This is a genomic window from Paenibacillus sp. FSL E2-0190, assembly GCF_037992965.1.
GTDB lineage: Bacteria > Bacillota > Bacilli > Paenibacillales > Paenibacillaceae > Paenibacillus_AQ > Paenibacillus_AQ odorifer.
Genome location: NZ_CP150306.1, coordinates 6,688,246 through 6,714,808, shown reverse-complemented (window position 1 = coordinate 6,714,808; position 26,563 = coordinate 6,688,246). Strand labels below are relative to the sequence as shown.

23 protein-coding genes and 1 pseudogene are annotated in these 26,563 nt (G+C 47.4%); 16 read left to right on the top strand and 8 right to left on the bottom strand.

The features are described 5' to 3' along the window. Position 1: 1 nt before the first annotated feature. Complete coding sequence (locus NST25_RS29500) at positions 2 to 1,594, bottom strand: histidine kinase N-terminal 7TM domain-containing protein (RefSeq protein WP_339188848.1); 1,593 nt, start codon at positions 1,592 to 1,594, stop codon at positions 2 to 4. A 280-nt stretch (positions 1,595 to 1,874) separates the two neighbouring features. On the opposite strand from NST25_RS29500, the gene NST25_RS29495 reads away from it, so the two are divergent. The 6 genes from NST25_RS29495 to NST25_RS29470 all read left to right on the top strand — a co-directional run bounded on the left by NST25_RS29495 (position 1,875) and on the right by NST25_RS29470 (position 8,584). After that, positions 1,875 to 2,657 (top strand): ABC transporter ATP-binding protein, encoded by a 783-nt coding sequence (locus NST25_RS29495; RefSeq protein WP_036682061.1) that lies wholly within the window; start codon positions 1,875 to 1,877, stop codon positions 2,655 to 2,657. A 2-nt stretch (positions 2,658 to 2,659) separates the two neighbouring features. Continuing rightward, positions 2,660 to 3,472 carry an ABC transporter permease gene (locus tag NST25_RS29490; protein ID WP_339188845.1) on the top strand — a complete coding sequence of 271 codons (813 nt, stop codon included), beginning with the start codon at positions 2,660 to 2,662 and terminating at the stop codon, positions 3,470 to 3,472. Further along, complete coding sequence (locus NST25_RS29485; RefSeq protein WP_339188843.1) at positions 3,472 to 4,389, top strand: ABC transporter permease; 918 nt, start codon at positions 3,472 to 3,474, stop codon at positions 4,387 to 4,389. The genes NST25_RS29490 and NST25_RS29485 overlap by 1 nt, the downstream gene beginning before the upstream one ends. Before the next feature lie 136 nt (positions 4,390 to 4,525). Beyond that, on the top strand, positions 4,526 to 5,626 hold the full coding sequence (locus tag NST25_RS29480; protein ID WP_339188840.1) for an ABC transporter substrate-binding protein: 1,101 nt from the start codon (positions 4,526 to 4,528) through the stop codon (positions 5,624 to 5,626). A 104-nt stretch (positions 5,627 to 5,730) separates the two neighbouring features. Beyond that, positions 5,731 to 7,194 (top strand): CoA-acylating methylmalonate-semialdehyde dehydrogenase, encoded by a 1,464-nt coding sequence (locus NST25_RS29475; RefSeq protein WP_339188837.1) that lies wholly within the window; start codon positions 5,731 to 5,733, stop codon positions 7,192 to 7,194. A 31-nt stretch (positions 7,195 to 7,225) separates the two neighbouring features. Then, complete coding sequence (locus NST25_RS29470; RefSeq protein WP_339188834.1) at positions 7,226 to 8,584, top strand: aspartate aminotransferase family protein; 1,359 nt, start codon at positions 7,226 to 7,228, stop codon at positions 8,582 to 8,584. On the opposite strand, the gene NST25_RS29465 is transcribed toward NST25_RS29470, so the two are convergent. Next, the gene (locus NST25_RS29465; RefSeq protein ID WP_076124031.1) at positions 8,559 to 10,247 is read right to left on the bottom strand and encodes a PucR family transcriptional regulator; all 1,689 of its coding nucleotides are present in this window, start codon (positions 10,245 to 10,247) and stop codon (positions 8,559 to 8,561) included. The two genes, NST25_RS29470 and NST25_RS29465, sit on opposite strands and share 26 nt — an antisense overlap. Positions 10,248 to 10,565: 318 nt before the next feature. Here NST25_RS29465 and NST25_RS29460 point away from each other — a divergent pair, with 318 nt between their 5' ends. The 4 genes from NST25_RS29460 to NST25_RS29445 are packed head-to-tail and all read left to right on the top strand — an operon-like array spanning position 10,566 to position 14,938. After that, on the top strand, positions 10,566 to 11,957 hold the full coding sequence (locus NST25_RS29460; protein ID WP_076124030.1) for an NAD(P)-dependent oxidoreductase: 1,392 nt from the start codon (positions 10,566 to 10,568) through the stop codon (positions 11,955 to 11,957). Positions 11,958 to 12,001: 44 nt separating this feature from the next. Further along, positions 12,002 to 13,291: an NAD-dependent dihydropyrimidine dehydrogenase subunit PreA gene (preA, locus tag NST25_RS29455; RefSeq protein ID WP_076124028.1), complete on the top strand. Its 1,290-nt coding sequence runs from the start codon at positions 12,002 to 12,004 to the stop codon at positions 13,289 to 13,291. 2 nt (positions 13,292 to 13,293) lie between these two features. Then, positions 13,294 to 14,682, top strand: a complete 1,389-nt coding sequence (hydA, locus tag NST25_RS29450) for a dihydropyrimidinase (RefSeq protein ID WP_076124027.1) — start codon at positions 13,294 to 13,296, stop codon at positions 14,680 to 14,682. A gap of 4 nt (positions 14,683 to 14,686) precedes the next feature. Continuing rightward, positions 14,687 to 14,938 (top strand): hypothetical protein, encoded by a 252-nt coding sequence (locus NST25_RS29445; protein WP_076124025.1) that lies wholly within the window; start codon positions 14,687 to 14,689, stop codon positions 14,936 to 14,938. A gap of 322 nt (positions 14,939 to 15,260) precedes the next feature. Here NST25_RS29445 and NST25_RS29440 read toward each other — a convergent pair whose 3' ends face one another. Further along, positions 15,261 to 15,779, bottom strand: a complete 519-nt coding sequence (locus NST25_RS29440; RefSeq protein WP_076124023.1) for a GNAT family protein — start codon at positions 15,777 to 15,779, stop codon at positions 15,261 to 15,263. Between the two features lie 180 nt (positions 15,780 to 15,959). On the opposite strand from NST25_RS29440, the gene NST25_RS29435 reads away from it, so the two are divergent. After that, positions 15,960 to 16,577 carry a TVP38/TMEM64 family protein gene (locus tag NST25_RS29435; protein ID WP_036682051.1) on the top strand — a complete coding sequence of 206 codons (618 nt, stop codon included), beginning with the start codon at positions 15,960 to 15,962 and terminating at the stop codon, positions 16,575 to 16,577. A gap of 59 nt (positions 16,578 to 16,636) precedes the next feature. Next, entirely contained in the window at positions 16,637 to 17,548 is a 912-nt protein-coding gene (locus NST25_RS29430; protein ID WP_076179216.1) for an aldo/keto reductase, read from the top strand. A gap of 12 nt (positions 17,549 to 17,560) precedes the next feature. Here NST25_RS29430 and NST25_RS29425 read toward each other — a convergent pair whose 3' ends face one another. The 4 genes from NST25_RS29425 to NST25_RS29410 all read right to left on the bottom strand — a co-directional run bounded on the left by NST25_RS29425 (position 17,561) and on the right by NST25_RS29410 (position 20,791). Further along, the gene (locus tag NST25_RS29425; protein WP_076278291.1) at positions 17,561 to 19,072 is read right to left on the bottom strand and encodes an aminotransferase class V-fold PLP-dependent enzyme; all 1,512 of its coding nucleotides are present in this window, start codon (positions 19,070 to 19,072) and stop codon (positions 17,561 to 17,563) included. A 125-nt stretch (positions 19,073 to 19,197) separates the two neighbouring features. Then, positions 19,198 to 19,674, bottom strand: a complete 477-nt coding sequence (locus tag NST25_RS29420) for a DsrE/DsrF/DrsH-like family protein (RefSeq protein WP_036682046.1) — start codon at positions 19,672 to 19,674, stop codon at positions 19,198 to 19,200. A gap of 121 nt (positions 19,675 to 19,795) precedes the next feature. Beyond that, positions 19,796 to 20,113 (bottom strand): hypothetical protein, encoded by a 318-nt coding sequence (locus tag NST25_RS29415; RefSeq protein ID WP_076278292.1) that lies wholly within the window; start codon positions 20,111 to 20,113, stop codon positions 19,796 to 19,798. A 54-nt stretch (positions 20,114 to 20,167) separates the two neighbouring features. Then, entirely contained in the window at positions 20,168 to 20,791 is a 624-nt protein-coding gene (locus NST25_RS29410) for a GPR1/FUN34/YaaH family transporter (RefSeq protein ID WP_036682044.1), read from the bottom strand. A 335-nt stretch (positions 20,792 to 21,126) separates the two neighbouring features. Here NST25_RS29410 and NST25_RS29405 point away from each other — a divergent pair, with 335 nt between their 5' ends. From NST25_RS29405 to NST25_RS29390, 4 genes and pseudogenes are all read left to right on the top strand, one after another. Further along, the gene (locus tag NST25_RS29405) at positions 21,127 to 22,044 is read left to right on the top strand and encodes a prenyltransferase (RefSeq protein ID WP_036682043.1); all 918 of its coding nucleotides are present in this window, start codon (positions 21,127 to 21,129) and stop codon (positions 22,042 to 22,044) included. 35 nt (positions 22,045 to 22,079) lie between these two features. Continuing rightward, positions 22,080 to 22,856, top strand: a complete 777-nt coding sequence (locus NST25_RS29400) for a DUF6081 family protein (protein ID WP_339188826.1) — start codon at positions 22,080 to 22,082, stop codon at positions 22,854 to 22,856. Positions 22,857 to 22,894: 38 nt separating this feature from the next. Next, positions 22,895 to 23,848, top strand: a complete 954-nt coding sequence (menA, locus tag NST25_RS29395; protein ID WP_076219134.1) for a 1,4-dihydroxy-2-naphthoate polyprenyltransferase — start codon at positions 22,895 to 22,897, stop codon at positions 23,846 to 23,848. 162 nt (positions 23,849 to 24,010) lie between these two features. After that, a pseudogene (locus NST25_RS29390) lies at positions 24,011 to 25,005 on the top strand (Gfo/Idh/MocA family oxidoreductase). 88 nt (positions 25,006 to 25,093) lie between these two features. Here NST25_RS29390 and NST25_RS29385 read toward each other — a convergent pair. Continuing rightward, entirely contained in the window at positions 25,094 to 26,449 is a 1,356-nt protein-coding gene (locus tag NST25_RS29385; RefSeq protein ID WP_036682429.1) for a dicarboxylate/amino acid:cation symporter, read from the bottom strand. Between the last annotated feature and the right edge of the window lie 114 nt (positions 26,450 to 26,563).

The window sequence follows — 26,563 nt, the reverse complement described above, 5'->3', positions numbered from 1 at the left end:
ATTAAACAGGCTTGAAAAGAATGATTTCTGACCTTTGGGAGAGATGCACAGCGTTGCGTCCATTCCGTTTGGAGCTATACAGAGCATGGTCGGCTTCAGATAGCAGTTCTTCTAGAGTGGCCTCTGGATTTAGGGCCTCCACAACTCCAAAGCTTGCGGTCACATTAATGGGCCCGATGACGGTATATAAGGTGCTTTGTTCAATATCCGCGCGGATAGTTTCGCAGATCAATGCTGCTTGCTTCAGTGACGTCTCTGGCAGACAGATCACAAATTCCTCACCACCATAACGGCCAAAGAGATCTCCCTCCCGCAGATGTCTGCTGCACACCTGGACAATATGCTGTAGAGCTTGATCTCCATATTGATGCCCATAGCGGTCATTAATGCTCTTGAAGAAGTCCACATCCAGCAAAATCATAGATAATGAGCTTCGCAGGCTGGCAGCCCGGGCAAGCAATGCTTGACTCAGCTCCAAAAAATAGGAGCGGTTATAGATACCCGTTAGGCTGTCCATCGTAGCCAATTGACGCAGCTTCTCCTGAAGCAGTATTCGTTCAGTCACGTCAATCAGCATGATCATCTGTCCTGCTATGTGCCCCTCTTGTTTCTGTACCGGAGAGGAGCGGATTTGATAATAGCAGATCTCCTCTGCTTTGTTCCAAGCCACTTCCCGTTCTTCGCGCAACAGTGGCTCGGCATCCATCACATAGGACAAGGCATCTTTGCCTGCGTTAAGAAACAATTGTGCTAGCGGTTTGCCAATCGATGAGGAGTTGAGCCCCTCTATCATATTCGCGGCTGCACGATTGTAATCGACGAGCATGTCCGAGCGGTCGGTGACAAGCACTCCCTCCCGCATGCTCTCGAACAGATTCTCACGAGCAATAGGTGCAGCCGTTAACATGCCCCGGGATAAAATAGCCCAAATATATAGGGAGGAGGTTAGGCTCATAATGATCGGGACGGGATCCATTCCGTAAGGAGTCAAGCCTATCAGATACAAAAAAGCGCCGAGGGTTGGAAGGCTTAACCCGATTATTATTGTGATGATCTGCCTGCGGTATACCCTTTTCATCCGGTTCCACTGCCATATCATGAGGCAAATGGCTGCCAGCAGACAGCCGAAAGTAAAGCTGCCGTGAACGATATACCAAGGTCCCATCACAACATCAACGAGTGGGGTGGGCGTATTTTCCCGTAAATAAATGGATTTATAGAAGAGATGATGGTAATCATTGGTCCAGACCAGCAGCGTTGTAATGAATGGAATGATAAATAACGCCGCCCGTATGCCTTTTTTAAACAGCGTCTCCAGCCCAACGAAATGGATCACCATGATTAGACTAGCCGGCGCAATAAAGGGCATCCCCAGATATTCTAACTTAATCCAGAAGCTGATTTCCTCCAGAGTTTTCCCCGATAATTCTAATGCGAAACCGAAGGTGTAAATAGCAGAGGTAAAGGAGCTTATAACAAAAGCCCTGATTCCTAAGAAATCAGTTTTTTTATAATAGGCGAAAAGGGCTAGTAAGACACTCAGCACACCTGATATAGCAACAATTACAATATAATTCGAGATTATAGATCCCATGGGTCTATTGTCACCTACCGAGGAAAGATATGGATAAATATTACCACATATTCGCGGATATAAAAAAATACTTCGGGTTTGTGGTCAAAAAAATGTCTCCTAGACAAAATGACGCAATTTAACAGGAGCTATTTTACTAATTGTCTAGTGAGAGTCCAGTGAGCAGCGTGTAACATGTTAGTTAATACTACATGCAATAGAAGTTTTCTTTATTTTATCTGAATAGCGTCAGTTTATATAACATTATAAACATGGCTTATTTTGAAAAGGGGGGCTGAGGATGTCATCACTAGCGACAAATATTCCTGAGATTCAGCTGGAGAATGTTGAAATGCGTTATCGGACAGAAGCTGCGGAAGTGCTTGCCCTGCATCAGGTGAGTCTTGATATTGCAAAAGGGGAGTTCGTCTCCCTGCTCGGACCTTCCGGATGTGGCAAAACGACGCTGCTTAGACTGATGGCCGATCTCATAGCACCAACAGGCGGGAACATTGTGGTAGCTGGGAAAAGTGCCAGAGAAGCCAGGCTGGCGCAAAAATATGGCATTGTTTTTCAAAGTCCAGTGTTATACGACTGGCGGAAAGTGAAGCATAACATCACATTGCCACTGGAGCTGATGGGGGTAAAGAAGTCAATCCGTGAGGAAAAGGCGATGGAGCTTCTTGATCTGGTGGGGCTGCAGAGCTTTGCGGATAAATATCCGTGGCAGCTCAGCGGCGGGATGCAGCAGCGTGTAGCGATTGCTAGAGCACTATCGATGGAGCCGGAAATTCTGCTCATGGATGAGCCGTTCTCTGCACTGGATGAATTTACGCGTGAGCGATTGAATGAAGAGTTATTGTCTGTCTGGAGTAAAGTGCAGAACACAATTGTTTTTGTAACTCATAGTATTCCTGAATCTATATTCCTCTCTGACCGGGTGTTTGTTCTTTCCCCGCATCCAGGTCGCTTGTCCGCTGTGGTCGAAATTCCTCTGCCACGTCCGCGAACGGCGGAAATGAGAAATAGCCCAGAGTTTTTCGAACTGATCGCACGTATTCGCGACAGCTTCGAAGGGGTGTAGTGATGAAAGGGGGCAGTATCTTTGTGCGAGGTCGTCTGCTGCCGTTGTTCGTCTGGAATATTGGCCTGCTGCTAGTCTGGGAAGGGACTTCCTGGATGCTGCTCCATGTGGTGGAGACGCCGTTAGCACAGTCCAAGCTGCCATATGTTCATGAGGTGTTAGCTACCTTATGGCAGTATGGAGGCACGCTCTTGAAGGAAGGGGCTGCGACCTTCGGTAATGCTGGTGTTGGCTTCCTGATTGGAGCGGTAGCTGGTGCCTCATTGGCGGTGCTGATGAGTTTGTCGAAGACAATAGAGCAATTAACTTTTCCTTATGCTATTGCCTCGCAGATGATTCCGATTCTGGGGTTGGCACCCATCATCTACGGGATTGTGCGCGATGAGCAGACCTCGCGGATTATTATTTCGGGGTATATCACCTTTTTCCCCGTGGCTCTGAACATGCTGCGCGGCTTGCGGAGTGTAGATCCATCAGCGCTCGAATTGATGCATTCTTACGCGGCGAAACCTTGGGCGGTCTATTGGAAACTCAGATTCCCGGCGGCTTTGCCGGGTTTGTTCGGTGGGCTTAAGATAGCTGCCCCACTTGCTGTGACTGGAGCTATTCTGGTGGAGCTTATGGGTGCCCAGCATGGCATTGGTGTAATTATGCTGCGCAATCTCTATTATGGAAGCTCTCACACCTATATGTTCTGGTCTACGGTGATTGTGGGTGCCTTGCTGGGAATCGTAAGCTACTGGTTAATCAGTCTGATAGAACGCCTGGTAACGCCTTGGCAGCCTGAATATCGTCCGAAAGGAGGCAGCCGCTAATGGAAACTAACTCCGTTCGGGAGACCACGTTTATAGGCTCTACTGGTAAAGAAATGGCTCAGCCGGCGCTAACGGCTACACCAAAGAATGCTGTAGCCGTTCCGAAACCTGCGGAAGCTACGGCGAGTCGAGGCGGCTCACGAATGCTGAATAGGATATTTAGCGCAGGGGTGCTGCTGCCAGTACTGGCAGGTCTGTTATTTCTTGCACTATGGGAATTTCAATTTTTCCATAAGATCTTTGATCTGAAAAAATATCAACTCCCGCTGCCTACAGCCATCGCCGAAACCATGCGAGATAATTTCAGCTTGTTGCTGTCCTATACCGGATACACTCTTGCTGAAGCTGTGCTGGGAATGTTGGTTGGTTCTGCTATCGGCTTCCTGATCGCTTTAGTCGCGACAGCTTGGCCGCGCTGGGGGAGTGGAAGCTTGACGCTGGTTGCCGCTCTAAATGCTGTGCCTATCGTTGCCCTCGCGCCCATCATGAATCTGTGGTTTGGAGATGGGATAGGCTCACGAATTGCCATAGTAACCGCAACTACAATGGCAGCGATGGCGATCAACGCCTATAAAGGTATGGCGGCGATTGATCCATTGGCGCTGGATCTGATGCATTCTTATGCGGCGGGTAAACCGGCGGTATTCCGTTATCTGCGGATTCAGAGCAGTCTGCCCTATGTATTTACAGCACTCAAGATTAATGCTACTGCCAGTATGATTGGTGCCATTGTTGGGGAATTCTTTTTCTCCTCAAAAGGGCTTGGATATCTGCTCTCCAATTCCATTAAAGTTGCCAAAATGCCACTGGGTTGGTCCTGTATTGTGTTGGCTGCGATTGCAGGCGTGCTCTTCTATTTAGTGGTTGAGCGGCTGGAGAAAGTATTCATTAAGTGGCATCCTTCGCAGCGTACTTAATCTTACCCTCATTACATCCGGCCATAGTGGGAATGGAAAAGAGAAACCGCCCACGGCTGTATGCATAAACGCACCACGATGATTGTCCATACTGTGCTTGTTACAAACTTAAATTACGATAGGGGGAGTTCGATTGATGAACGGGAAAAAACGCAAATTTCGTGGTGGTTTGTTGGCAATCGTGATGATGTTGAGTGTTTCTTTAATGGCGGGTTGCGGTGGCAACAATAATAACTCGGCAGCTGAAGCTACGACTGCCCCTGAAGCTTCAGCAGCTCCTGAAGCAAGTGCTGCTACTGAACCGGCTGCTGATCCAGTTACAGTGAAGCTACAGCTGAAATGGGTGCCGCAGGCGCAATTCGCTGGGTATTTTGTGGCGCAGGATAAAGGATATTACAAGGAAGAAGGCTTGGATGTAGAAATTCTGCCGGGTGGGCCTGATATCGTTCCGGAACAGCAAGTGGCAGGTGGCTCCGCAGATATCGGTGTGGGTTGGGTAGCCAGCTTGCTGCCGAGTCTTGAAGAGGGAATGCCGCTGGTGCAGATTGCGCAAATCTATCAAAAGAGCGGATTGGTCCTGGTCTCCAAAAAAACTGCTGGCATTAACTCAGCCGCTGATCTTAAGGGTAAAAAAGTCGGCAACTGGATGGGTGGCAACGAATTTGAACTATTAGCGTTATTCGATAAATATAAGTTCGATCCGAATAAGGACCTAAGCTTTACGAAGCAAGGGTTCACGATGGATCAGTTCTTGGGCGATCAGATCGATGCGGCCTCAGCAATGACTTACAACGAGTACCAAGTAGTGCTGGAGTCAGGCATTAAGGCTGAGGATCTAAATGTCATCGACATGAATACAGAAGGCGTTGCGATGCTTGAGGATAACTTGTTCGCGAATAAGGAATGGCTTGCGGAGAATAAAGAGACTGCAGCAAAGTTTGTGCGTGCCTCCCTGAAGGGCTGGAAAGATGCAATTACTGATCCTGCGGCTGCCGTGGACAGTGTGATGAAGCAAGCGGAAGACGGCAGTACGACGAAGGAACATCAGCTGACAATGATGACTGAGGTTGCCAAGCTGATTCTGCCTGAAGGCTTTGACAGTGCCAAGATGGGATATACCGATGCGGCGGCGTTCCAGCAAACCGCTGATATTTCGCTTAAATTTGGTGTCATTAAAGAACCGGTTAAGGTAGATGAGGCTTATACGAACGAAATCGTAGAAATGGCGGCAAAATAACTAACTGAGCTCAATGTTATAGTGGATGGCCGCCTGATCTGGCGGTCATCTATTATAATCAGCAGTCCATCAGTGCATCTGAAACAGAGAAAGAGGTGCGAGCTATGTCTCTCCTAGTAACGCAGGCTGAAAGAGTTAAGAATTATGTGAATGGAGCTTGGGTAGAATCGTCGTCCGGGCGAGATGAAGAGGTTTATAATCCGGCGACAGGTGAAGTGATTGCTTATGTGCCCATTTCTAGTAAGGAAGAGTTGGGTGCGGCGGTAGAAGCGGCTGCGGCGGCATTTCAAGCGTGGAAAAGGGTCGCTGTGCCGCGTCGTGCCCGCTATTTATTTCAATATCAACAGCTGCTGGTAAAGCATTGGCATGAGCTGGCCGAGCTGATTACGCTGGAGAATGGCAAAAGTCTGGAAGAGGCGCAAGGTGAGGTGCAGCGTGGAATTGAGTGTGTGGAATTTGCCGCAGGCATCCCCACGTTGATGATGGGCAGTCAGCTTCCGGACATTGCTACCGGTATTGAATCCGGGATGTACCGTTATCCATTGGGGGTGATCGGGGGAATTGCCCCGTTTAATTTTCCAATGATGGTTCCTTGTTGGATGTTTCCGCTTGCCATCGCTTGTGGAAATACCTTTGTGCTGAAGCCTTCTGAACGGACGCCGCTGCTGGTTAATCGATTGGCAGAGTTATTTGCCGAAGCGGGCTTTCCTCCAGGTGTACTGAATGTGATACATGGGGCGCACGAGGTTGTGAATGGGATGCTGGAGCATGATGAAGTGAAGGCGATTTCGTTCGTCGGTTCGCAGCCGGTTGCGGAATATGTATATAAGACAGGGACAGCGCAGGGAAAACGGGTGCAGGCGCTAGCTGGAGCCAAGAATCACTCGATTGTGCTGCCTGATGCGGAGCTGGACAATGCGGTCAAAAATATCATTGCGGCTTCCTTTGGCTCGGCAGGTGAGCGGTGTATGGCTTGCTCGGTCGTAGTGGTTCATGAGGATATCGCTGACGAGCTAGTGAACCGTCTGGCTGCGGCTGCGGATGAGCTTAAAATTGGTAATGGCGCGGATGATGGGGTGTTTTTGGGTCCGGTAATTCGTCAGTCGAATAAGGAGCGGACTCTTTATTACATTGAGACTGGTGAAGCTGAGGCAGCCAAGCTTGTGAGAGATGGGCGGAAGGATGCGGCTACGGGGGGTGCGGGTTATTTTATCGGGCCGACGATATTTGATCATGTACAGCCGGGAATGACCCTCTGGAAGGATGAAATTTTTGCGCCGGTATTGTCTGTGATTCGTGTGAAAAGTCTGAGTGAAGCGATTGCGGTAACGAATCAGTCCCCATTCGCGAATGGGGCGTGCATTTATACAGATAGCGCAAAGGCGATCCGTGAATTTCGGGAAGAAATTGATGCAGGGATGTTGGGTGTGAATCTGGGTGTGCCTGCCCCCATGGCATTTTTCCCCTTCTCGGGTTATAAGAAATCGTTCTATGGAGACCTGCATGCCAATGGCCGTGATGGGGTGGAGTTCTATACGCGTAAAAAGATGATCACTGCCCGTTATTAGAGAAAATGAGCTGCTGAGAGGAGAAAATGTTATGCAGATTCTGGGGAACGATAGTGAGCTTGCGGTGAAGAAGGATCAGGAATATTTATGGCACAACATTACACCTTATAGTGAAAAGAACCCGCCTATGATTGCCGCCTCGGCAAGTGGGTCGTGGATTACAGATATACAGGGCAATCGATTTTTGGACGGGATGTCTGGCCTGTGGTGTGTAAATGTGGGATACGGGCGCAAGGAGCTGGCGGAAGCTGCTTACAATCAATTGCTGACCCTGCCATATTTTCCTCTGACACAAAGTCATCTCCCGGCGATTGCGCTGGCGGAGAAGCTGAATGAGTGGCTCGGAGACGATTATGTGATCTTTTTTTCCAATAGTGGATCGGAAGCCAATGAGGCTGCTTTCAAAATGGCCCGCCAGTACCAGCAGCAAATCGGCCAGCATTATCGCCATAAATTCATTGCCCGTTATCGTGGGTACCATGGCAGTTCACTTGGGGCATTATCTGCAACGGGCCAGGCCCAGCGCAAATATAAATATGAACCGTTGGCGGGTGGTTTTCTGCATGTAGCTCCCCCGGACAGCTATCGCCGCCCGGCTGGGATGACTGTGGAAGAATTCAATCTCCAGTGTGCACAGTCCATAGAGGATATGATCATCTGGGAAGGCGTGGAGACGGTAGCTGCGGTGATTATGGAGCCTGTAATTACGGGTGGTGGCGTCATTGTACCGCATCAGGTTTATTTGGATCGGGTGCAGGAAATCTGCCGTAAGCACGGTGTGTTGCTCATTATGGATGAGGTGATTTGTGGATTCGGACGTTCTGGACGTAAGTTTGGTCATCACAACTTTAATGTGAAGCCTGACATCGTAACGATGGCTAAGGGACTGACTAGCGCTTATCTTCCTCTATCTGCCACTGCTGTTCGTAAGGATATCTATGAGGTATTTAAGGACAATAGCGATGACTATGGGCATTTTCGCCATGTGAATACTTTTGGTGGTAACCCTGCTTCCTGTGCGCTGGCGCTGCGTAATCTGGAGATTATCGAGCAGGAGAAGCTGGTGGAACGTGCGGATCTTTTAGGTAAAAGAATAAATACAGAATTTACTGAGCTGCTTGATCACAAGCTTGTAGGTGATGTCCGCAGCTTTGGTTTGGTGACAGGGATTGAGCTGGTTGAAGACAAGGTCAGTAAGAAACCGGTTGATCTGAATATTGTGAAGGGGATTATTGCCGAATGTAAGTCCAAGGGGCTTATCATCGGTAAAAATGGCGATACCGTAGCTGGGTTCAACAACGTGCTTACCTTCGCCCCGCCGTTATCCTCCACGGATGAAGATATAGAATTTATTATCGATACCTTTAAATCTGTGCTGAACGGGGGCTAGGTAAAGTGATTTTGTCTGGATATAGAAATTGGTAAGCGCGCAGGGCGACTTGAATGGAGATCCGATTCTCTGGCTGCATGAAGTCTTCACCCAGTAGCTCTGTTATTTTGTCCAGGCGATAATAAAGGGACTGTCTGACAATGAATAAGTTTCGAGCGGCAATTTGTTTGGAACCATCATGATCCAGATAAACACGAAGGGTAAGCAGCAGCTCGCTGCCTTTGGTTTGGTCATGGTCGATTAGCGGGCCGAGATAACTGCGAATGAAGTTCTGCAACGTTTTTCCGTCGTTTAAGCTCAACAGCAGCTGGAATACACCCAGCTCTTCATAGAAGAGTAGTGACTTCTGGTAACAGGAGTATAACGACAATGCCTGTAGGGCTTCCTGATAACCGGAATAGGCTCGTTTTAGGCGCTTATGCGATTTGCTGACTCCAATGACGAGCTGCAAATCCTTGAGCTTCTCATCGGAGCGGATGTTCTGCAGGGCTTCAAGTGCTTGTTGAAGTCGCATTTTTCCAGGCATTTTCGATTGGATGTCAAGGGCGATGACGGTGAGGCGATTGTTCTTAAGGGTGATCAGTGGACGTAAAGAATATTTCTCAAAGATGGAACGCAGGATGAGCGAAAGGTGGAAGGTGATGGACTCCCATTCGTTCTCTGAGCTGTTCCATTTTACATCTCTGGGGTTCTTGATCTCTATAAGGCATACACGGTAAGGGAGCTCGTTGACTACGTTGAAATTAGAGCCGATCAGGCCCTTTAAGCGGTTATCATCTTCGATGCGGCCATTGATCAGCTCGTCGACCCATAGATTTTCTGAAAAAAGCTTACGCTCCTCCATATACCGCGTCCGCAGCAGCTCTTGTGCAATGGACAAAGAGGCGGAATCCAGCAGCAGACAGTCGAACTCCTGTGGTTTGTGATTGCATACCATCAGAATGTAAGCCCAGGTCTGATCCAGCGCACCTACAGGCTTGAGCGCGATGGTCTTCTGTCCATATTCCCGGATATAGGGGGCGGCGTCAGGTTGAATTCCTTCCAGCTCGTCGCCGAAGGCGGTGAAAAAATTCAGCAATGGAGCCTGCTCTTCCGGCGGAAGTGCCGGAAAAAATAAGGGTTTGCCTTGCAGCTGCATATAGACAATTTGTGTGCGGGTACTTTTGCACAATAATTGCAGCACTTTCAGCGTTCCTTGTGAAGTTAAGGTCAGGCGGTGGAATTCACGTGAGATTTTTTCAAGTTCTTGGAGCATCCGGTGATGCCGGTTGATGATAATCGAGTGAAGATCCAACGTGATATCTACGAAACGAACCGTGCGGGTGAAGATGATTAGCGGAAAGTCATGCCTGTCGGCTAAGTCGATCATCTCTTGCGGGATGGTACTGAAATACGTACCTAACTCAATACATAGGCAAGCTGCATTTTTGTCGATCAGGTTCTGCATAAACTCCAAGGAGGAAGGGAGATCGACACTTGCACCAATCCCCGTAGTCAAAATCATTTCTTCGCCATGAATCAGAGTCTCGAAGTTGGCACTTTCCAGCACATGCACCCAGCGAATGGCACGGCTTAGGCCGCTTTTCCCGCCGATCACCTCGGCTTCTGCGAATAGTGGTCTTTTTAAAGCGTCACGAATGGTTAATACAAGCTCCCAGTCCATAGGTACTCCCCCTCGATCTTCTGCGCTCTGGCCTTCGGCTAACGCCTTGTTATTCTCAGCCTATTCTCACACGTAAAAAATACAGTTTTGAAATTAGACAAAGTGTCTAATGCAACGAAAATTCGAAATGACTATAGTTTGATTAACGGATGTCAGTATATATAACCTAATCAGGAAGAACGTTGAGAGATAATTTCTGTTAATGCTTATATTACTACAATAAATTAAAGATGTAAGCAAAATATTCAGACAAAACTTGAAATAATGTTATATTATATAACACAAATATGAAAAATTACCCATAAGGAGGGACTAGTGATGGAGCATTCATCTCCGTTAACAGCATTTACACCTGATATGTTCATGCGCAATTTCGCCGAGGCTGAGCCGCCTCTGACCCATAAAGGTGCCCTGGATGAGTCTAATCGCTGTCTATATTGCTACGATGCCCCATGTATAAAAGCATGTCCGACCAGCATTAATATTCCCTCCTTTATCAAACGGATCGCTACTGACAATTTGAAAGGCTCGGCACAGACGATTATGGATTCCAATCCTGTGGGTGCCAGCTGTGCTCGTGTTTGTCCTACAGATGAGCTGTGTGAAGGAGCCTGTGTGTTAAATGATGCCTCGGCGCCGATCCAAATCGGACTGCTGCAGCGTTATGCGACAGATTGGGCGATGAACAGCGGAGTTCAATTATTTAAGGCTGGCACCCCTAATGGGAAAAAGGTAGCCGTAATTGGTGGTGGTCCTGCGGGATTGTCTGCGGCTAGGGAGCTCGCCCGTGAAGGTTTTGCTGTTGTGATCTACGAAGCAAAGGCGTTAGCGGGTGGGCTGGATACACATGGGATTGTATCGTTTCGGCTCCCGCAGTCTGTATCTCTTTGGGAAGTAGAGCAGGTAGAGAAGCTGGGTGTGGAAATACGTACAGGTGTAAAAGTCGGAGTGGATGTTTCTGTAGATGAGCTGAAGTCGAATTATGATGCTATCGTTTTGGCAGCGGGTATGGGATATGTGCCTCCAATAGGGATTGAAGGTGAAAAAATGGCTGGAGTTTATGACGCTATTGCGCTTGTAGAATCTACTAAGACGGGCATTCCTCTGCTAGAGCTGATGGATCAGCGGGTCGCTGTCATTGGGGCAGGGAATACGGCTATTGATGCAGCGACTTGCTCAGTGCGGCTGGGAGCCACCAATGTGAAAATGGTCTACCGCCGGACCCGCGAAGAGATGACGGCATATGACTTTGAATATGAATTCGCGAAGCAGGAAGGTGTGGAGTTCAGCTGGCTTACCTTACCGAAACGTATCGTGGGTGATGAGCTTGGGAATGTAACCGCACTGGAATGTGTGCAGATGAAGCTGACGGAGGAGCTGGGCAAAGATGGGCGTCCAATACCTATGCCGATCGAGGGTTCTGAGTTCTTGATTCCTGTAGATGCGGTTGTAATAGCTATTGGTCAAAAGCGTCGTCTGGATCTAATAGATTCCTTAGGTCTTATGCATGACCGTGGGGTTGTTAAGGTGGATGAGGTCACCTGCCAAACCTCCGATCCGCAGGTTTATGCCGCTGGGGACATTATTTTTGGTTCAGGTAAGGGTGAGGCCATGGTTGTGTCAGCGGCACAGCAGGGAAAAGATGCAGCCCATGCGATTGTTAAACAATTCTCAGGCCAGCAGGAGGTCGTTGTTAGATCAGCGGGCTGAGCGTAGAAATCAAATTGGATTTTACATGACAGGGAGGGAACATCATGGCAGATTTAAGTATTAATCTCGCAGGAATCAAATCACCGAATCCGTTCTGGCTGGCCTCCGCGCCGCCTACGAATACAGGTTATCAAGTGCAGCGGTCCTTTGAAGCAGGTTGGGGCGGTGCGGTGTGGAAGACGCTCGGCGATCCGATCATTAATACCTCATCGCGTTTTGCGGCAGTAAATTTCAATGGGCAACGGGTTGCGGGCTTTAACAATATTGAACTGATCACCGACCGTCCGCTTGAAGTTAATCTGAAGGAAATCTATGAAACGAAAAAAAGATTCCCTAATCATGCGATTATAGCCTCCCTGATGGTAGAACCAACGCAGCATAAATGGCATGAGATTGTTAAGCGGGTAGAGGATGTGGGTGTAGACGGCCTGGAACTTAATTTTGGCTGTCCGCACGGGATGGCTGAGCGTGGAATGGGCGCTGCTTCGGGGCAGCAGCCTGATCTGGTGCAGGCACAGACCACCTGGGTAAAAGAAGTTGCAACGACCCCGGTGATTGTGAAGCTGACGCCTAATATTACGGATATCACCGTCGTTGCCCGCCATGCGGTTAAGGGTGGAGCAGACGCGATTAGTATGATCAACACGATCAACAGTCTTGCTGGTGTAGATATTCATAGCTGGAACACAATTCCGAATGTTGGGGGTCAGGGTGCACATGGCGGTTACTGCGGGCCGGCTGTGAAACCAATTGCGCTTAGTATGGTGGCCGAGTGTGCCCGTGACCGGGGAGTAGGCATTCCTATCTCCGGTATTGGAGGGATTTCCACCTGGCAGGATGTTGTTGAATTCATGCTGATGGGTGCTACGGGCATTCAAGTATGTACAGCGGTCATGCATCATGGCTTCCGGATTGTGGAGGAAATGATCGATGGCCTGAACAACTATTTGGATGACAAAGGTTTGGCTTCTGTAACAGAGTTAATCGGTAAATCGGTATCCCGGTACTCGAACTGGGGTGATCTGGATCTCAACTATAAGGTTGTTGCCCGTATTAATGAGAACAACTGCATCAACTGTAATAAATGCCATATTGCCTGCGAAGATGCTTCACATCAGTGTATTGATATGTTAACTAATGCAGATGGGAAAGCTATTCTACAGGTCCGCGAGGAAGATTGTGTAGGTTGTAATCTTTGTTCTATTGTCTGTCCAGCAGACGGCGCGATCGATATGGTTCCAGTGGATACCGGGGCAGCTCCACTGACCTGGAATCAGCGGCAGAAAGTGATCGGCAGTTTGAATGGCACCTATTCGGAAGTGGAGGTGGTTTAAGGATGAAAAAGATTATTAAAAATGGCATCATCGTTACCGCAGCAGATACTTATACAGGCGATGTGGCGATTGAAAACGGGGTTATTACGGAGATTGGCCTTCATTTGGATGTCCCTGGTGCGGAAATTATAGATGCCTCGGGGTGTTATGTTTTTCCTGGAGGCATTGATCCTCATACCCATCTGGATATGCCTTTTGGCGGCACGGTTACAGCTGATAATTTTGAGACGGGAACTATTGCGGCTGCATATGGCGGAACGACCACAGTCATTGATTTTTGCTTAACCACCAAAGGACAACCGCTACAGCAAGCCGTAGATACATGGCATCATAAGTCGCAGGATAAAGCTGTGATTGATTACAGCTTCCACCTTATGGTCTCAGAATTAAACGATAAAGTACTGGGTGAGCTTCCGGAGATAATTGAGAATGAAGGCATTACCTCGCTCAAAGTATTTATGGCTTATAAGAATACTTTTCAGGCGGATGATGGCACACTTTTTAAGACCCTTCAAGCTGCGAAAAAAGAAGGTGCACTCGTTATGGTGCATGCGGAGAATGGAGATGTCATTGAATATCTTGTTGAGCAGGCCTTGGCCGCAGGCAACACTGATCCGATCTTTCATGCGCTGACCCGCCCGCCGGAGCTGGAGGGTGAAGCTACGGGACGCGCAGCTTATCTAACCGAACTGACAGATTCTCAGCTGTATGTTGTACACGTGACCTGTGCGGAAGCTGCTTGGAAGATTGCTGAAGCGCGTAAAAAGGGACTGCGCGTCTACGGCGAGACTTGTCCACAGTATTTAGTGCTGGATCAGACGGCACTGGAAAAGCCTAATTTCGAAGGTGCTAAATACGTGTGGTCTCCGCCCCTGCGTGAGCAGTGGAATCAGGATGTTTTGTGGGATGCGTTATGGAACGGCAGCTTGCAGACGATTGGCTCTGACCAGTGCTCGTTTGATTTCAAAGGACAAAAGGATCTGGGGCTGGGCGATTTCTCCAAAATCCCGAACGGTGGGCCGACCATTGAGGACCGGTTTACGATTCTATATTCGGAAGGTGTGCAGAAAGGCCGGATCTCATTGAACAAATTCGTAGACATTATTGCTACCTCTAGCGCCAAGCTGTTTGGCTTATATCCGCAAAAAGGCACGGTCGCAGTAGGTAGTGACGCTGACCTGGTCATTTTTGATCCTTCTGTAGAAAGAACCCTTTCTGCGGACACGCACCATATGAACGTAGATTATAATGCGTTTGAGGGCTTTGAAGTGAAGGGAGAGCCTGTTTCTGTTCTCAGTCGAGGCGAATTTGTTATTCGTGACAAACAATTTGTCGGCAAAGCAGGTTCGGGAAAATATTTGAAACGCAAACGTTTTGCAGCGGAGGTGTAGTCTAATGTCTGCTTTTGCGGAATATGCCAAAGAACAGCAGGAGATTGATGGGCTGCTTTTTAAAGGATATACGATTGCCGGCATCCAAGAGGATTTGGACGGTGCCCGAATAAAGTTTGTCAGAGGGGAGCCGGCTAAAAGCTCGGTAGAGCTGTTACTGCTGACAGCGGATGCCCGTAAGTACGTGACAACCTATGTGGTAGCGGGGCTGAGGGCGGAAGGTGAGCAGGCGGGTTGTTACAGTGGAGAGGTTTGAGGGAAATGGAATTGAAAGCTGAGTAGTGAGCCTGCGCAGGATAGGGGGCCTATTGCTCGGCTTTTTATTGTGCTCCTGAAAGGGGGCGAGGAAATAAATTCCCTGAAAATAGCCGATTATCATCGCGGCATACACTTTTTTGGGAAAACCTCCCTAAAAAGTGGCTGATTAGGGTCCCCAAATAGACGATTTAGGGAAAACCTCCCTAAAAATTACTGAAATACGCCGATTTTGCTCAAATTCGCTGAATATTAGGGAAGTTTTCCCTGATTTGCAGTTATAGGCACCTGAAAGACCAAAGATCAGGGAGGATTTCCCTAATCTATTTCTGTCGCTGCTGCTCACGCTCTATATACTCATACCGTAATATGGACATGATATGCAGAGATTCAAAATGTCCCTCAACCTTCATACAATCACGTAGAGTCCCTTCCAGTGTAAAGCCACAGCTTTCATAGACATGGCGAGCCCTGTGGTTGTGATCTCTAACATCCAACCATAGCCGATGCGTCTCGGTGTGCTGGAAGATCCAGTCGCTCACGAGACGAAGCGACAGTTTGCCATACCCAAAGCCCTTGGAATGGATGACGATTCGTTTAATACAAACAGTAAGATGAATATCTTGAAGTCCTGTTACGATGATATAGCCGACTCTTTTCCCGGACCTCTCCCAAATTGTAAGATGCAGGATATCTGGATCATGGATAGCCGTAATGTGCTCCTCTTTACTCCACTGTCCGATATAGGCACGATTAAGCTCACTTTGTTCAATGGCTAGAACGAACGCTAAATCCTGCTCAGTGGTAGTTTGCAGATCCAACGTTTCTGAATGAATGATCATAACCTTATGCCCCCGTCTAATATGTATTTTTGTCTATAGTAACGAAGAAATTTCTCCCTGTCATTTAATTAGTCCCGGTTGCTCACTCTATATTGGCGGCACTGTAGGAATGAACGTAACTTCGTGTATAATTGAGACCAAGTGTTAAGAATTCCAATCGGATGAGGAGATCAGCTGGTTATGTATTTTCTTGATATTATGTCTTGGCTGACAGAGGATAATCTGCGGCATCTGCTTGAACAATATCGTTCGTTTGGGCCCTTTCCGGGCATTGCGTTAACGTTTATGAAATCATTTATACCACCACTGCCAACTATTGCGATCGTAGGGTTAAATGGGGCCGTATATGGTTTATGGTTAGGTTTTTTGTATTCTTGGATCGGTCTGGTTGCAGGCTGTGTGACTACCTTTTGGATTATCCGCAAAGTAGCCTCCCATCGTTATTTACGAAAATGGGCAGCGCGGCCCAAAGTAGCCAAAAGCATGACGTGGGTGCGGCAAAGCGGATTTAGCTATGTTTTTCTGCTTAGTATATTTCCGGTAGGGCCTTTTGTTGTGATTAATATGGCAGCGGGGCTTGCCGGGATGAGGTTCCGTTCGTATCTTCTTGCGCTCACGGTAGGCAAAGCGATTATGGTATTCGCAGTTTCATACATTGGCAACGATCTGGAACGTTTCATTCGCCAGCCGTGGGAGATTATCTATGTTCTGTTGTTTATCGGGCTGTCGTTATGGGGAGTCAAAGCCATCGAAGCGCGTTTTGCTAGAACAGCACAGGATGGGAACAAGATAGCTTAGCATAGTGTCAGAATTAACTTGAATCCCTAAATCTAAATAGAATAAAGGAGGAAATGATGATGAAATATCGTAAGCTTGGCAGTACAGGAATGAATGTCTCGGTGATTGGCCTAGGGACTTGGCAGTTTGGCGGAGAGTGGGGCAAGGATTTCACTCAGGTTGAAGTCGATGCCATGCTGGATAAGGCTGGAGAGCTGGGTATTAATCTGATTGATACGGCAGAATGTTACGGAGATCACTTGTCGGAGAAGTTCATCGGGGATTATCTGGCGCGCCGCAAACGCGAGGACTGGGTTGTAGCTACGAAATTTGGCCATCATTTTCAGGGGCATTTGCAGCGGGAACAGCTATGGCGTGCTGAGGATGTGCTTAAGCAGCTGGACGACTCCCTCCGCGCACTCCAGACAGAGTATATTGACCTCTATCAATTCCATTCCGGAACGGATGAGCAATTCGATAATGATAAGCTGTGGAGTATGCTCGACAGACAGAAGCAAGCCGGCAAAATCCGTCATTTGGGCGTGTCGATCAGTGCATCGGGCTCGGGGGTGCACCAGACCTCTGCGGCAGCGGATGTGCAAGCAGAGGCCATACAAGTAGTATATAATCGGCTGGATCGTCAACCTGAAGAAGAGATTCTTCCGCTGTGCATCGAGCATCAATTAGGTGTGTTAGCTCGCGTTCCGTTAGCCAGTGGTTATTTGAGCGGCAAGTATAAGCCAGATGCGGTTTTTGCTCAGGGTGATGTGCGAGCTAACCATAAAGAGGATGTAAGACAAAAGCAGCTGCGCGCAGTAGCAGAAATTGCTGCTAATGAAGTGCCGTCAGGTCTGGATATGGCGCAGTGGGCTTTGGCTTGGTGTCTCCAGCATTCCGCAGTAACCAGTGTAATTCCGGGCTGCAAAAATGTAGAACAAGTCATCTCCAATGCCAGTGCTGCCGATTTGGACATGGTGAAGGGCAACGTGTGATAAGTTAGATTGTTACATGGTGAAGAGTTCTTGGAGCTTCATCTCGGGTGAATGCTGCGCGTAGATATGATTCCAGCTGTTCGTGGAAGTATCGTAAAGGTAGTCCTGCTTCCATTGCTGGACATGGGTCGCAATACTCCTTACAGCGGATACAATTCTCTTTACTTCCTGATTAGTCATAATGGGATGTAGGGAGATGCGAATCCACCCTGGTCTGAAGGATTGGTCGCCGCTCATGATCGCTCCGGCAATCTGAGCGGATTGCGTCCACCCTAATCCAAGCAGGTAATGTCCGTATGGACCTGCACAAGAGCAGCCGCCTCGAGCTTGTATGCCGAAACGGTCATTCAACAGCTGAACAGCGAGGTTGTAATGGATATCACGAAGTGTAAAAGAGACGATTCCATGACGTTCTGTATGATCTCCGGCCAGCAGCGCGCACTCCGGGATGCTGCGGAGTCCTACCATTAATTCCTGACATAGCTCGTGTTCTCTAATCACCATATATTGACCGTTTCCATTCATCTGCTCCTTCAGCTTCACGCAAAGCGCCGTGCGAAAAGCTTGTAAAAACCCCGGTGTTCCCCCGTCTTCCCGCATCTCAATCGCATTAGTGTAGCGGCGTCCTCCCCAAGGGTTGACCCAGGCTACTGTACCTCCACCCGGTTCGTCAGGAATACGTCCATTGCTCAGCGCTTCATCAAAGATTAGAACGCCATTTGTGCCCGGCCCACCCAGAAATTTATGCGGAGAAAAAAAGATCGCATCAAGCTTCTCCAGTGGGGAAGGTGGGTGCATATTGATAGGCTCGTAGGGAGCACTGGCGGCAAAATCCACAAAGCATACGCCCCCATGACGATGCATAGTAGCCGCTAGCTTTGCGTAAGGCGTCTGAATTCCAGTCACATTAGAACAAGCTGTAAATGAACCAATCTTGAAACGGCGATTGGGGTACAGTCGCAGCTGGTCTTCAAGCTGTTGAGGGTCAATATTTCCGTCCTTTCCGGCGGGAATGGTAACGACGTCACCAAGTCCCTCCTGCCAAGGAAGAATATTGGAATGATGCTCCATATGGCTGGTGAAGATAACGGGGCGGTCTTCCAGTGCACGGTTATTATGTTCCTGTAGCCATTCCGGGAGCCTTAATCCCATGATACGCTGCAGCTTGTTCACGGCTCCTGTTGTTCCATTGCCGCAGAAGAGCAGTACATCCTGAGGGCCAGCATTTACATGGTTCTTAATGATTTGGCGAGCTTCATTATAAGCCTGCGTCATGATTAGTCCGGTGGTGTTGGAATCTGTATGTGGATTGCTGACGTAGGGACCGAAGGCTTCCTGCAACTTGCGTTCGATCGGTTCATATAAGCGCCCGCTTGCGGTCCAATCGGCATACAGAAGCGGCTGTCTGCCATAAGGGGTGTTGATTTGATGCCGAATGCCGATGGTGTGACCACGAAAAGTATCAAAATGGTCTTGTAATGAAGCGGGCGTCTCTGCAGAAGAGGCGTGGATGATGTTTAGCACGGATATTCCCTCCAGCCCGTACGCCGTCAGTGCTAAGTTAATGGGGTGTATTTTCGGCGTGCCAGTAGTTTCTATGGCAACAGTATATGCCTGCATGGGGGATTGGGTTAAAGCCTAGTCAGACTTTAAATAAATAACTGTACATCACTTTCTAAAGCATCTTTTAAATATGCCGCAGCATCGATGATTTCGACCTCTGGCAGCAGTTCCTCGGGCTTAAAGCCCATGATCTCCACAGAGAGCTTGCAGGCATAGAATTTGATGTTTTTTTTACGAGCCCCTTTTAGAAAATGAATCAGCTTCGGTGCGCCTTGTTCCTCCATCATTTCCTCGAGCATCATTCGTCCTAGCCCGCTAAAGTTCAGATGAGAGAGCGGCAGCTGCCCAGGGCCCTTCGGTGTAATAACATCCATCAGCTTCTCGTAGATACTCTTGTCCTCAAGAGTCATCTTCTCCGGATCACGCACCAAAAATAGACCCCAGAATGAAAAAAACATAGTAACCTCGACATCGATATCTCTTGCGGCATTCGCTAGGATCAGTCCAGCCATCGCTTTGTCGTATTCCCCACTGAACATTAGCAGATTGATTTTTTTGCTCACCCTGATAATCCTCCCGTTACTTTTATTAGAATGTCATTAGTATGGTTGTGAGGGGGAGAACTATGCGAAGAAGCTTTCTGAAATTATAAAAAAAAGCCCCCTTTCGGGAGCTTGAGATTTACTAATGTGCTTCAGGATCTTTAGATTCTGGACCTGCATTGCGACTGATGTCGTAATAACGGGCGGACAGCCAAATAGCTCCGGTAAATAACACAATGAGTCCAAGGACGATAGAAAAGCGCCAATCGCCTGCTTTGAAATTCAACTGAAGCACCGTTAGTACTAGTGAAACTTGGGTCCAAACCAGTGTTCTTTTGCGAAAAGCCGCAATATCACCAACCATCTTCGGGATATTCCGAATGATCAGGTAGGCAATAACTGCGAGAATAAGGGCGAAAATAGCAGTTACCGCTAATTCAGAAGAGGACAGGACATGCATAGTCTCAGCATCCTTTCGGCTTGCAAAAGTATTAGTTTCAGATCAGAACAATTTCTATTTTTTGAAGATGCCCAGCGGAGCTCCAATCGGTAAGAAGCTGCGGCCGAAATGAGCGTTTAGCACGGATGCTCCACATCCGTAAAGGGACACGATACCAATACCAAGCTCAGCACAAGCAGCTAGCTTATGGAAGAATTCTGGAGCGATCCCAAAGGAATCAAAGGTTAGTCCGATAAAGAGAAAATCTATCAATACAAAAATAATAAGCAGAACTCTATTTGCCTCAACGGCACCAATCGTCATAAAGAGTGTGAAGATCAAGTAACCCAGAAATACAAATCCGAGCTGCTTAGGATCTACAGCCTCCGCAAGCGTTGGACCAAATACGCCAAGCTTGATTAGCCAGCTGCTAGCCATGCCGAACCAAAAGAAAGCGTAGGCGCCAAAGGCGGTCATACCAAAGGTATTGTTGTGCTTAGCATCCTGAATGGCGGCGAATAGCTGCGCGAATGCTCCCAGGAAGATAGCCCAAGGAATAACGTAGCTAAGTCCTGTTGTAAATTCAAGCTTCTGTGAAGAAGCGACCAATGTGACAATAGCCAGTCCGAATAGCCCGATGGCGCTAGGGTCGGCAGTGACGATTTTGACAGATTGGGTGTTAGGGGATTGCGCTGACATGACAGTAAAAGCCTCCATTATTATATATAGTTTTACGCTCTTAAAAACAGCCCGTAAGGGGCGCTGTTCATAGGCTTGCCTATCATATCATATCGGTATGTGCTTGCCTATAAAACAACACTCATTTTTTGTCGTAAAATAGGGGTCCTGCGTGAAATAAGGAATTGTTTACATTTTTATCTTCCATTATCAAGATACTTAACCAAACAAACGGAAATATTATGTCAAGAATAGACATTATATGCAGTGATAATCTTCACAATCTCTCGAAAATTGATGTATAATAGTCAGTGATAATTATTATCAAATCATATGAAAAAGGCGGTAAGCTTGAAGTGAACAAATGGACATTATTTACCAAGGCGACCCGGTTTTGGAGTTTTTCTGTTATGCTCATCCCGATTGTTTTGGGGACCGTTGGGGCATATGTATGGGAAGGGACATTCCATCCGGTTTTATTTATTCTTACCTTAATAGGGGCGATTTCGGCGCATTTGTTCTCCAATATGGTGAATGATCTGTGGGACTTCCGCAACGGAACCGATACAGAAGCAAAGAATTCCGCTGGTGAAATCAGCACAAACTCCGGGCTACTGACAGGTGGAATCCTCTCGGAGTCTTTTTATGCAAGGATGACCTGGAGTATGCTGGCGATTGCCCTTATCTGTGGTGGGATTCTTAGTATATATAGCGGTTGGAATATCCTCTGGTTTGTACTTGTTGGTGCTTTAATCGCTTATTTCTATGTGGCTCCGCCACTGCGTTATGGCTATCGCGGCAAAGGTTATAGTGAGATGGCCATTTTTATTGCTTTTGGGATTATGCCTGTATTAGGCTCCTATTTCGTACAAACCGGTCAGTTTAGCATGAAGCCTGTAATTCTCTCGCTGCCTGTCGGATTTTTAACTACATTATTGTTGTTTAATCACCATTTCCTACATTGGAAAGCGGATGAGCAGGCGGGTAAGCTTACGCTTGTTGTAGTATGGGGAGAACAAAAGGCACTTGTTTTCTCACGTGTACTTCTTTTCACTGGCTACGCTTCGGTGATAGTCTGTGTGCTGTTGGGTGTACTTCCTGTTTACGCACTGTTGGCGCTGGTTACAGCTTTCTGGCCGCTGCGCATTTACAGTAGTCTGAAGCAACATAATGCTTCGCCGGCTTATATCCCGCTGATGGGTGCTTCACAAAAAGCCTCCGTACGCTGCGGAGTAGTAATGGCAATAACTTTATTAATTCAAGGCTTGATCTGATACTAATAGATGGACTACAGAAGGAGTGAGCTTTCATGGAAAAGAAGGACAAGGAATTGATGGCAGAAGAACAACAAGTTAAAGGCAATCGCATGGTTCTTGGGGATTTCCACTCCATTTTAGAAGAAGGAAAGGTCTGGAAGACGGGTGGATTTACACTGCCTGACGGATCATTTTGGGCTTACCGTGAGCCGGAGGCTGTAGTTATCGTTCGTAATGATACCTTGTATGTACGTGCGAAGTTATCTCGTGAGAACCATCAAGTGCAAATTCTGGACAATGCCAAGCACATGTATTATTCAGCCAAGCCAGTGGAGATTCCGGAAGCTGGAGAGATTAGCATTGAGCTGCAAATTCGTTGCCGTACACAAGGAACTGCACCTGGAGATCTGTATGATGGATATGTATCGCTGAACCTGCTGGATTTCACGACAGGCGCTGCGCTCGATTTCTTCGCGGGAAATGACAAATATGCTAGTGTATATGGTATTTTGCCGTTCCCGGGTGTACAAGTGCCAGAAAGCACTGGAACGAAATATTTCTGTATCTTTAAAGAAGATACGGATTTCAAACCACGGGAATTCAATACGTACCGTATTATCTATCACCGCGGCAATGATGAGGCTGTATTCTATTTGAACGGCAAGGAAGTACGCCGCGAGAAAAATATACCGCTTAAATTCAATAACTTCACTGTAGCGCTCGGAATTATGACAGAGAAGGATCTGAGTCCTGAAGGCAGTGTGTCTGTACATGGACAAACAGTTATTGCAGAATGGTCCCCAGTGACGGTTACAACAACTGAACAGTAATGCCTTGCAGGCTCATTTGACAGATAAGGGTGTATGGTGTGAATATTAAAAGCTTTCTAAGATTTGTGGAGCTGCCGACGAAGGTAGCCAGTATTATTCCGTTTCTAATGGGAACGTTGTATGCCCTGTACCGGTTTGAGGATTTTTACGTACTGCGTTTTGGATTGATGTTCGTGTCTTTGCTTAGCTTCGATATGGCGACGACGGCGATTAACAACTATTACGATTTCAAAAAAGCCTCCAAAACCCACGGCTACGGCTACGAAACGCATAATCCGATTGTTCATTTTAAGCTAAAAGAGCGCACCGTCGTGGCGACGATTGTTATTTTGCTGGCGCTGGCAGCAGGGGGCGGGATTGCGCTTGTCACTCAGACGGGTTTGCTGGTCTTTTTGCTGGGTGGACTGTCGTTCTTGATCGGTATACTTTATTCGTTCGGGCCGATTCCCATCTCGCGTATGCCGTTAGGTGAGCTGTTTTCGGGTTTGTTTATGGGCTTTGTTATTATTTTTATCTCTGCCTATATCCATACGGATGAGCATGTGGTTTCACTGCTGCTTCAGAACGGCTGGGTCAGCTTGAATATCAACATCGTGGAAGTGCTGTACCTTTTCTGGTTTTCCGTGCCCGCTATTTTGGGGATCGCAGGGATTATGCTCGCTAATAATATTTGTGATATTGATGAGGATGTGGAGAATCGCAGGTACACGCTTCCGGTGTACATTGGCCGCCGCAATGCGCTTGTGCTTTTTAAATATCTCTACTATGTCTCTTATCTGGATCTTGTAGTGCTGCTGATCTTAGGGATTAACCCTATTCTGGTTCTGTTGATTCTACTTACGCTGATCCCGCTTCGCCGAAATATTGCCTTGTTCACAGAGAAACAGGAGAAGGCGAGTACCTTTATTCTTGCCGTCAAAAACTTCGTATTGATGAACCTTGCGCGTATAGTTGTGCTGGGTGCGGCTGTGCTGTTAAATGCACTAATATAAACATTCATATTTTATAAAAAGCAGTGTCTATCGGGGTTGGAGCTCCTTTTGGCACTGTTTTTTTGCAATTTGCAGGCTTCTTTCTGTTAGAGAAACGTTTCATTCTATGATAAGGTGGCTTTAAGTATAGTAAGTAATCTATAAGGAAGAAGGTTAGCAACGATGGTGCAAAAACTTCGCTGGGGAATCATGGGCTGTGCGCAGATTGCGACAGGTTCAGTGATGCCGGCTATAATGGATTCGGAGACGGGAATGATTACAGCGGTAGCCAGTCGCGGTTTAGAAAAAAGCAGCGCTGTAGCCGCAGAGTTCGGAATAGATAAAGCTTACGGCAGCTATGAGGAATTACTGGCGGATAAGGATATTGATGCGGTGTATATTCCACTGCCAAATCACCTCCATCGGGAATGGGTAATCCGTGCGGCGGAAGCTGGCAAACATATCTTATGTGAGAAACCGATCGCGCTGAACAGTGAAGAAGCGGCTGAGATGGTAAAAGCTTGTAATGATGCTGGAGTCCATTTGGCAGAAGCTTTATGTATCGGCATCATCCTCGGATTGCGGAATTGCAAGAGATTATCGCTAGCGGAGAAATTGGCGAATTACGCTCCATTCGAGGCACTTTTACTTATAATGACGCTACAGACACCTCTAATATTCGTTTTAAATCCGCTTGGGGCGGCGGCTCGCTTTATGATATCGGCTGTTATCCGCTAAGTGCAGCACGACTGCTGTTCGGAGCTGAGCCAGAAGCCGTAACAGTTCATGCTATGTTCTCTCCGGAGCATGACAACGTAGATATGATGGCTTCAGGACTGGTAGAGTTTCCGAAGGGGCTAAGCCTGATTTTTGATTGCGGGATGTGGGCATATAACCGCCAGCTGTTAGAGATTCTGGGGACCGATGGAATGATTGAAGTGCCTATGCCTTTTAATGCTAGAGATGAGGATGCTGAATTTTTTGTGCATACGGGTGAAGGGGTAAGACGGGTTGATGCCACCGGGGCGAATCCCTATACACGGGAGGTCGATGATTTTGCCGCCGCAGTATTTACAGGGAAAAAATTATTTGCACCTGAGGATGCAGTGCTGGGCATGCAATTGATCGAGACTTGTCTAGCTTCTGCTAAAAAGCGGGAAAGAATTAGTATGCTATAAGAAGATGAATCCAATAGGAATCTATGCAAAAAAAACCTCCGGGCGCTCTGCTTTACGCAGATTCCGGAGGTTTTTACAGTTTCAGCTTTTACACGGTGCTCAAGAGAATATCATCGTCATCATTGCTATTAAACGCTTCGCGGTCAAATTCACCTTCGGAATTAGCTACTAACAGAGCTGTTACAGCTGTTCCAGTTGCGTTTACAGCAGTACGGCCCATATCGATGAGCGCTTCAACACCTGCAACGATAGCGATTCCTTCAAGCGGCAGGCCGAGAGCAGTTAAGACTACTGTGGTGGAGATTACGGCTGGTCCAGGTACGCCAGCTACACCAATGGAAGAAATAATACTTACTAATACCAGTGTAATATAGTCGGTCCAGTTCAGATCAATACCGAATACTTGGGCGGTAAATACAGCCACAATAGCTGGCCAAATCCCACCGCACGCATTAAAGTTCACAGATGCCCCTAACGGTGCGATAAAGCTCGCGATCCGCGGGGAGACATGAAGCCGCTTCGTAATCACTTCTAGATTGACCGGTAGGGTTGCGTAGCTGCTTCTGGTTGTGAAGGCGACGGTAATGGTTGGATACACTTTGCGGAAGAAACGAATTGGATTCACCTTTGCTACTAATAGAACCAATCCGCCAAAGATAAGTACAAAATGTATAATCATTGCTACGTACGAGGTTATAATTACACTGCCTAGCTCCTGCAACGTCTCCCAGCCATAACGTGCGGTGATTCCGGCAATCAGTGCGAATACGCCATAAGGCGTCAGACGAATAATGAATTTCACAACCTGATGCAGTATCAGTGTCAGGGATTCAATAAGATCACGTACAGGCTTGACGGCTTCCGGTTTCTTGGAGCCAATCTTGATTATAGCCACTGCTAGGAAGATCGCGAAAATGAGTAGAGGCACAACCTTACCCGTAGCTGCTTCATTAACAGGGTTAGATGGAACAAGATCGAGGATAACCTGGGAGAAGGTCGGGATTTCCCGGGCTGCAAAATCTGCGGGGACATCTTGTTGTATACCTTGGCCGGGATTGAACAGCAGCGCAACGGATAGGCCGATAATAGAAGCGATGCCCGTTGTTCCGAGGAACCAGGCGAAGGTTTTGATCCCGATTTTGCGTAGATACTCCAGATTGGTTAAGGAAGAAATGCTGTTTAATACGAGTACGAATACTAAAGGAATGACGAGCATGCGGATCAAGCTGACATAAATGCTGCCGAATGTGCTAATAGCTTTGGTCTCTAAATCGAAGTACTGAAAGAATATACCGGCAATAAGTCCGATGCCAAGTCCGATGAGTACCCGGGTACCAAATCCAATTCGTTTACGTGCCAGTAGAAACAAAATTGCAAACACAAATATGGAGGCGACAAATCCATACCAGTTCGTTTCGATGGCGGATAATAAGTTGTTATCTATGTTCACTACCAATACCCCCTTAAACCTAGTTTTTTAATGTGATTAATCCTATTGAGATCAATCTATATAGAATTTATAGTAAAGTCAATGTAATTATATGTTAAAAATAATCAA

What these genes read in the sequence shown, in the direction of transcription:
- NST25_RS29490 (WP_339188845.1), top strand. Translation starts at nt 2,660, where the DNA reads ATGAAAGGGGGCAGTATCTTTGTGCGAGGTCGTCTGCTGCCGTTGTTC.
- hydA (WP_076124027.1), top strand. Translation starts at nt 13,294, where the DNA reads ATGAAAAAGATTATTAAAAATGGCATCATCGTTACCGCAGCAGATACT.
- NST25_RS29410 (WP_036682044.1), bottom strand. Translation starts at nt 20,791, where the DNA reads ATGTCAGCGCAATCCCCTAACACCCAATCTGTCAAAATCGTCACTGCC.
- NST25_RS29480 (WP_339188840.1), top strand. Translation starts at nt 4,526, where the DNA reads ATGAACGGGAAAAAACGCAAATTTCGTGGTGGTTTGTTGGCAATCGTG.
- NST25_RS29495 (WP_036682061.1), top strand. Translation starts at nt 1,875, where the DNA reads ATGTCATCACTAGCGACAAATATTCCTGAGATTCAGCTGGAGAATGTT.
- NST25_RS29430 (WP_076179216.1), top strand. Translation starts at nt 16,637, where the DNA reads ATGAAATATCGTAAGCTTGGCAGTACAGGAATGAATGTCTCGGTGATT.
- NST25_RS29470 (WP_339188834.1), top strand. Translation starts at nt 7,226, where the DNA reads ATGCAGATTCTGGGGAACGATAGTGAGCTTGCGGTGAAGAAGGATCAG.
- NST25_RS29400 (WP_339188826.1), top strand. Translation starts at nt 22,080, where the DNA reads ATGGAAAAGAAGGACAAGGAATTGATGGCAGAAGAACAACAAGTTAAA.
- NST25_RS29435 (WP_036682051.1), top strand. Translation starts at nt 15,960, where the DNA reads ATGTATTTTCTTGATATTATGTCTTGGCTGACAGAGGATAATCTGCGG.
- NST25_RS29475 (WP_339188837.1), top strand. Translation starts at nt 5,731, where the DNA reads ATGTCTCTCCTAGTAACGCAGGCTGAAAGAGTTAAGAATTATGTGAAT.
- NST25_RS29500 (WP_339188848.1), bottom strand. Translation starts at nt 1,594, where the DNA reads ATGGGATCTATAATCTCGAATTATATTGTAATTGTTGCTATATCAGGT.
- NST25_RS29440 (WP_076124023.1), bottom strand. Translation starts at nt 15,779, where the DNA reads ATGATCATTCATTCAGAAACGTTGGATCTGCAAACTACCACTGAGCAG.
- preA (WP_076124028.1), top strand. Translation starts at nt 12,002, where the DNA reads ATGGCAGATTTAAGTATTAATCTCGCAGGAATCAAATCACCGAATCCG.
- NST25_RS29415 (WP_076278292.1), bottom strand. Translation starts at nt 20,113, where the DNA reads ATGCATGTCCTGTCCTCTTCTGAATTAGCGGTAACTGCTATTTTCGCC.
- NST25_RS29465 (WP_076124031.1), bottom strand. Translation starts at nt 10,247, where the DNA reads ATGGACTGGGAGCTTGTATTAACCATTCGTGACGCTTTAAAAAGACCA.
- NST25_RS29485 (WP_339188843.1), top strand. Translation starts at nt 3,472, where the DNA reads ATGGAAACTAACTCCGTTCGGGAGACCACGTTTATAGGCTCTACTGGT.
- NST25_RS29445 (WP_076124025.1), top strand. Translation starts at nt 14,687, where the DNA reads ATGTCTGCTTTTGCGGAATATGCCAAAGAACAGCAGGAGATTGATGGG.
- NST25_RS29460 (WP_076124030.1), top strand. Translation starts at nt 10,566, where the DNA reads ATGGAGCATTCATCTCCGTTAACAGCATTTACACCTGATATGTTCATG.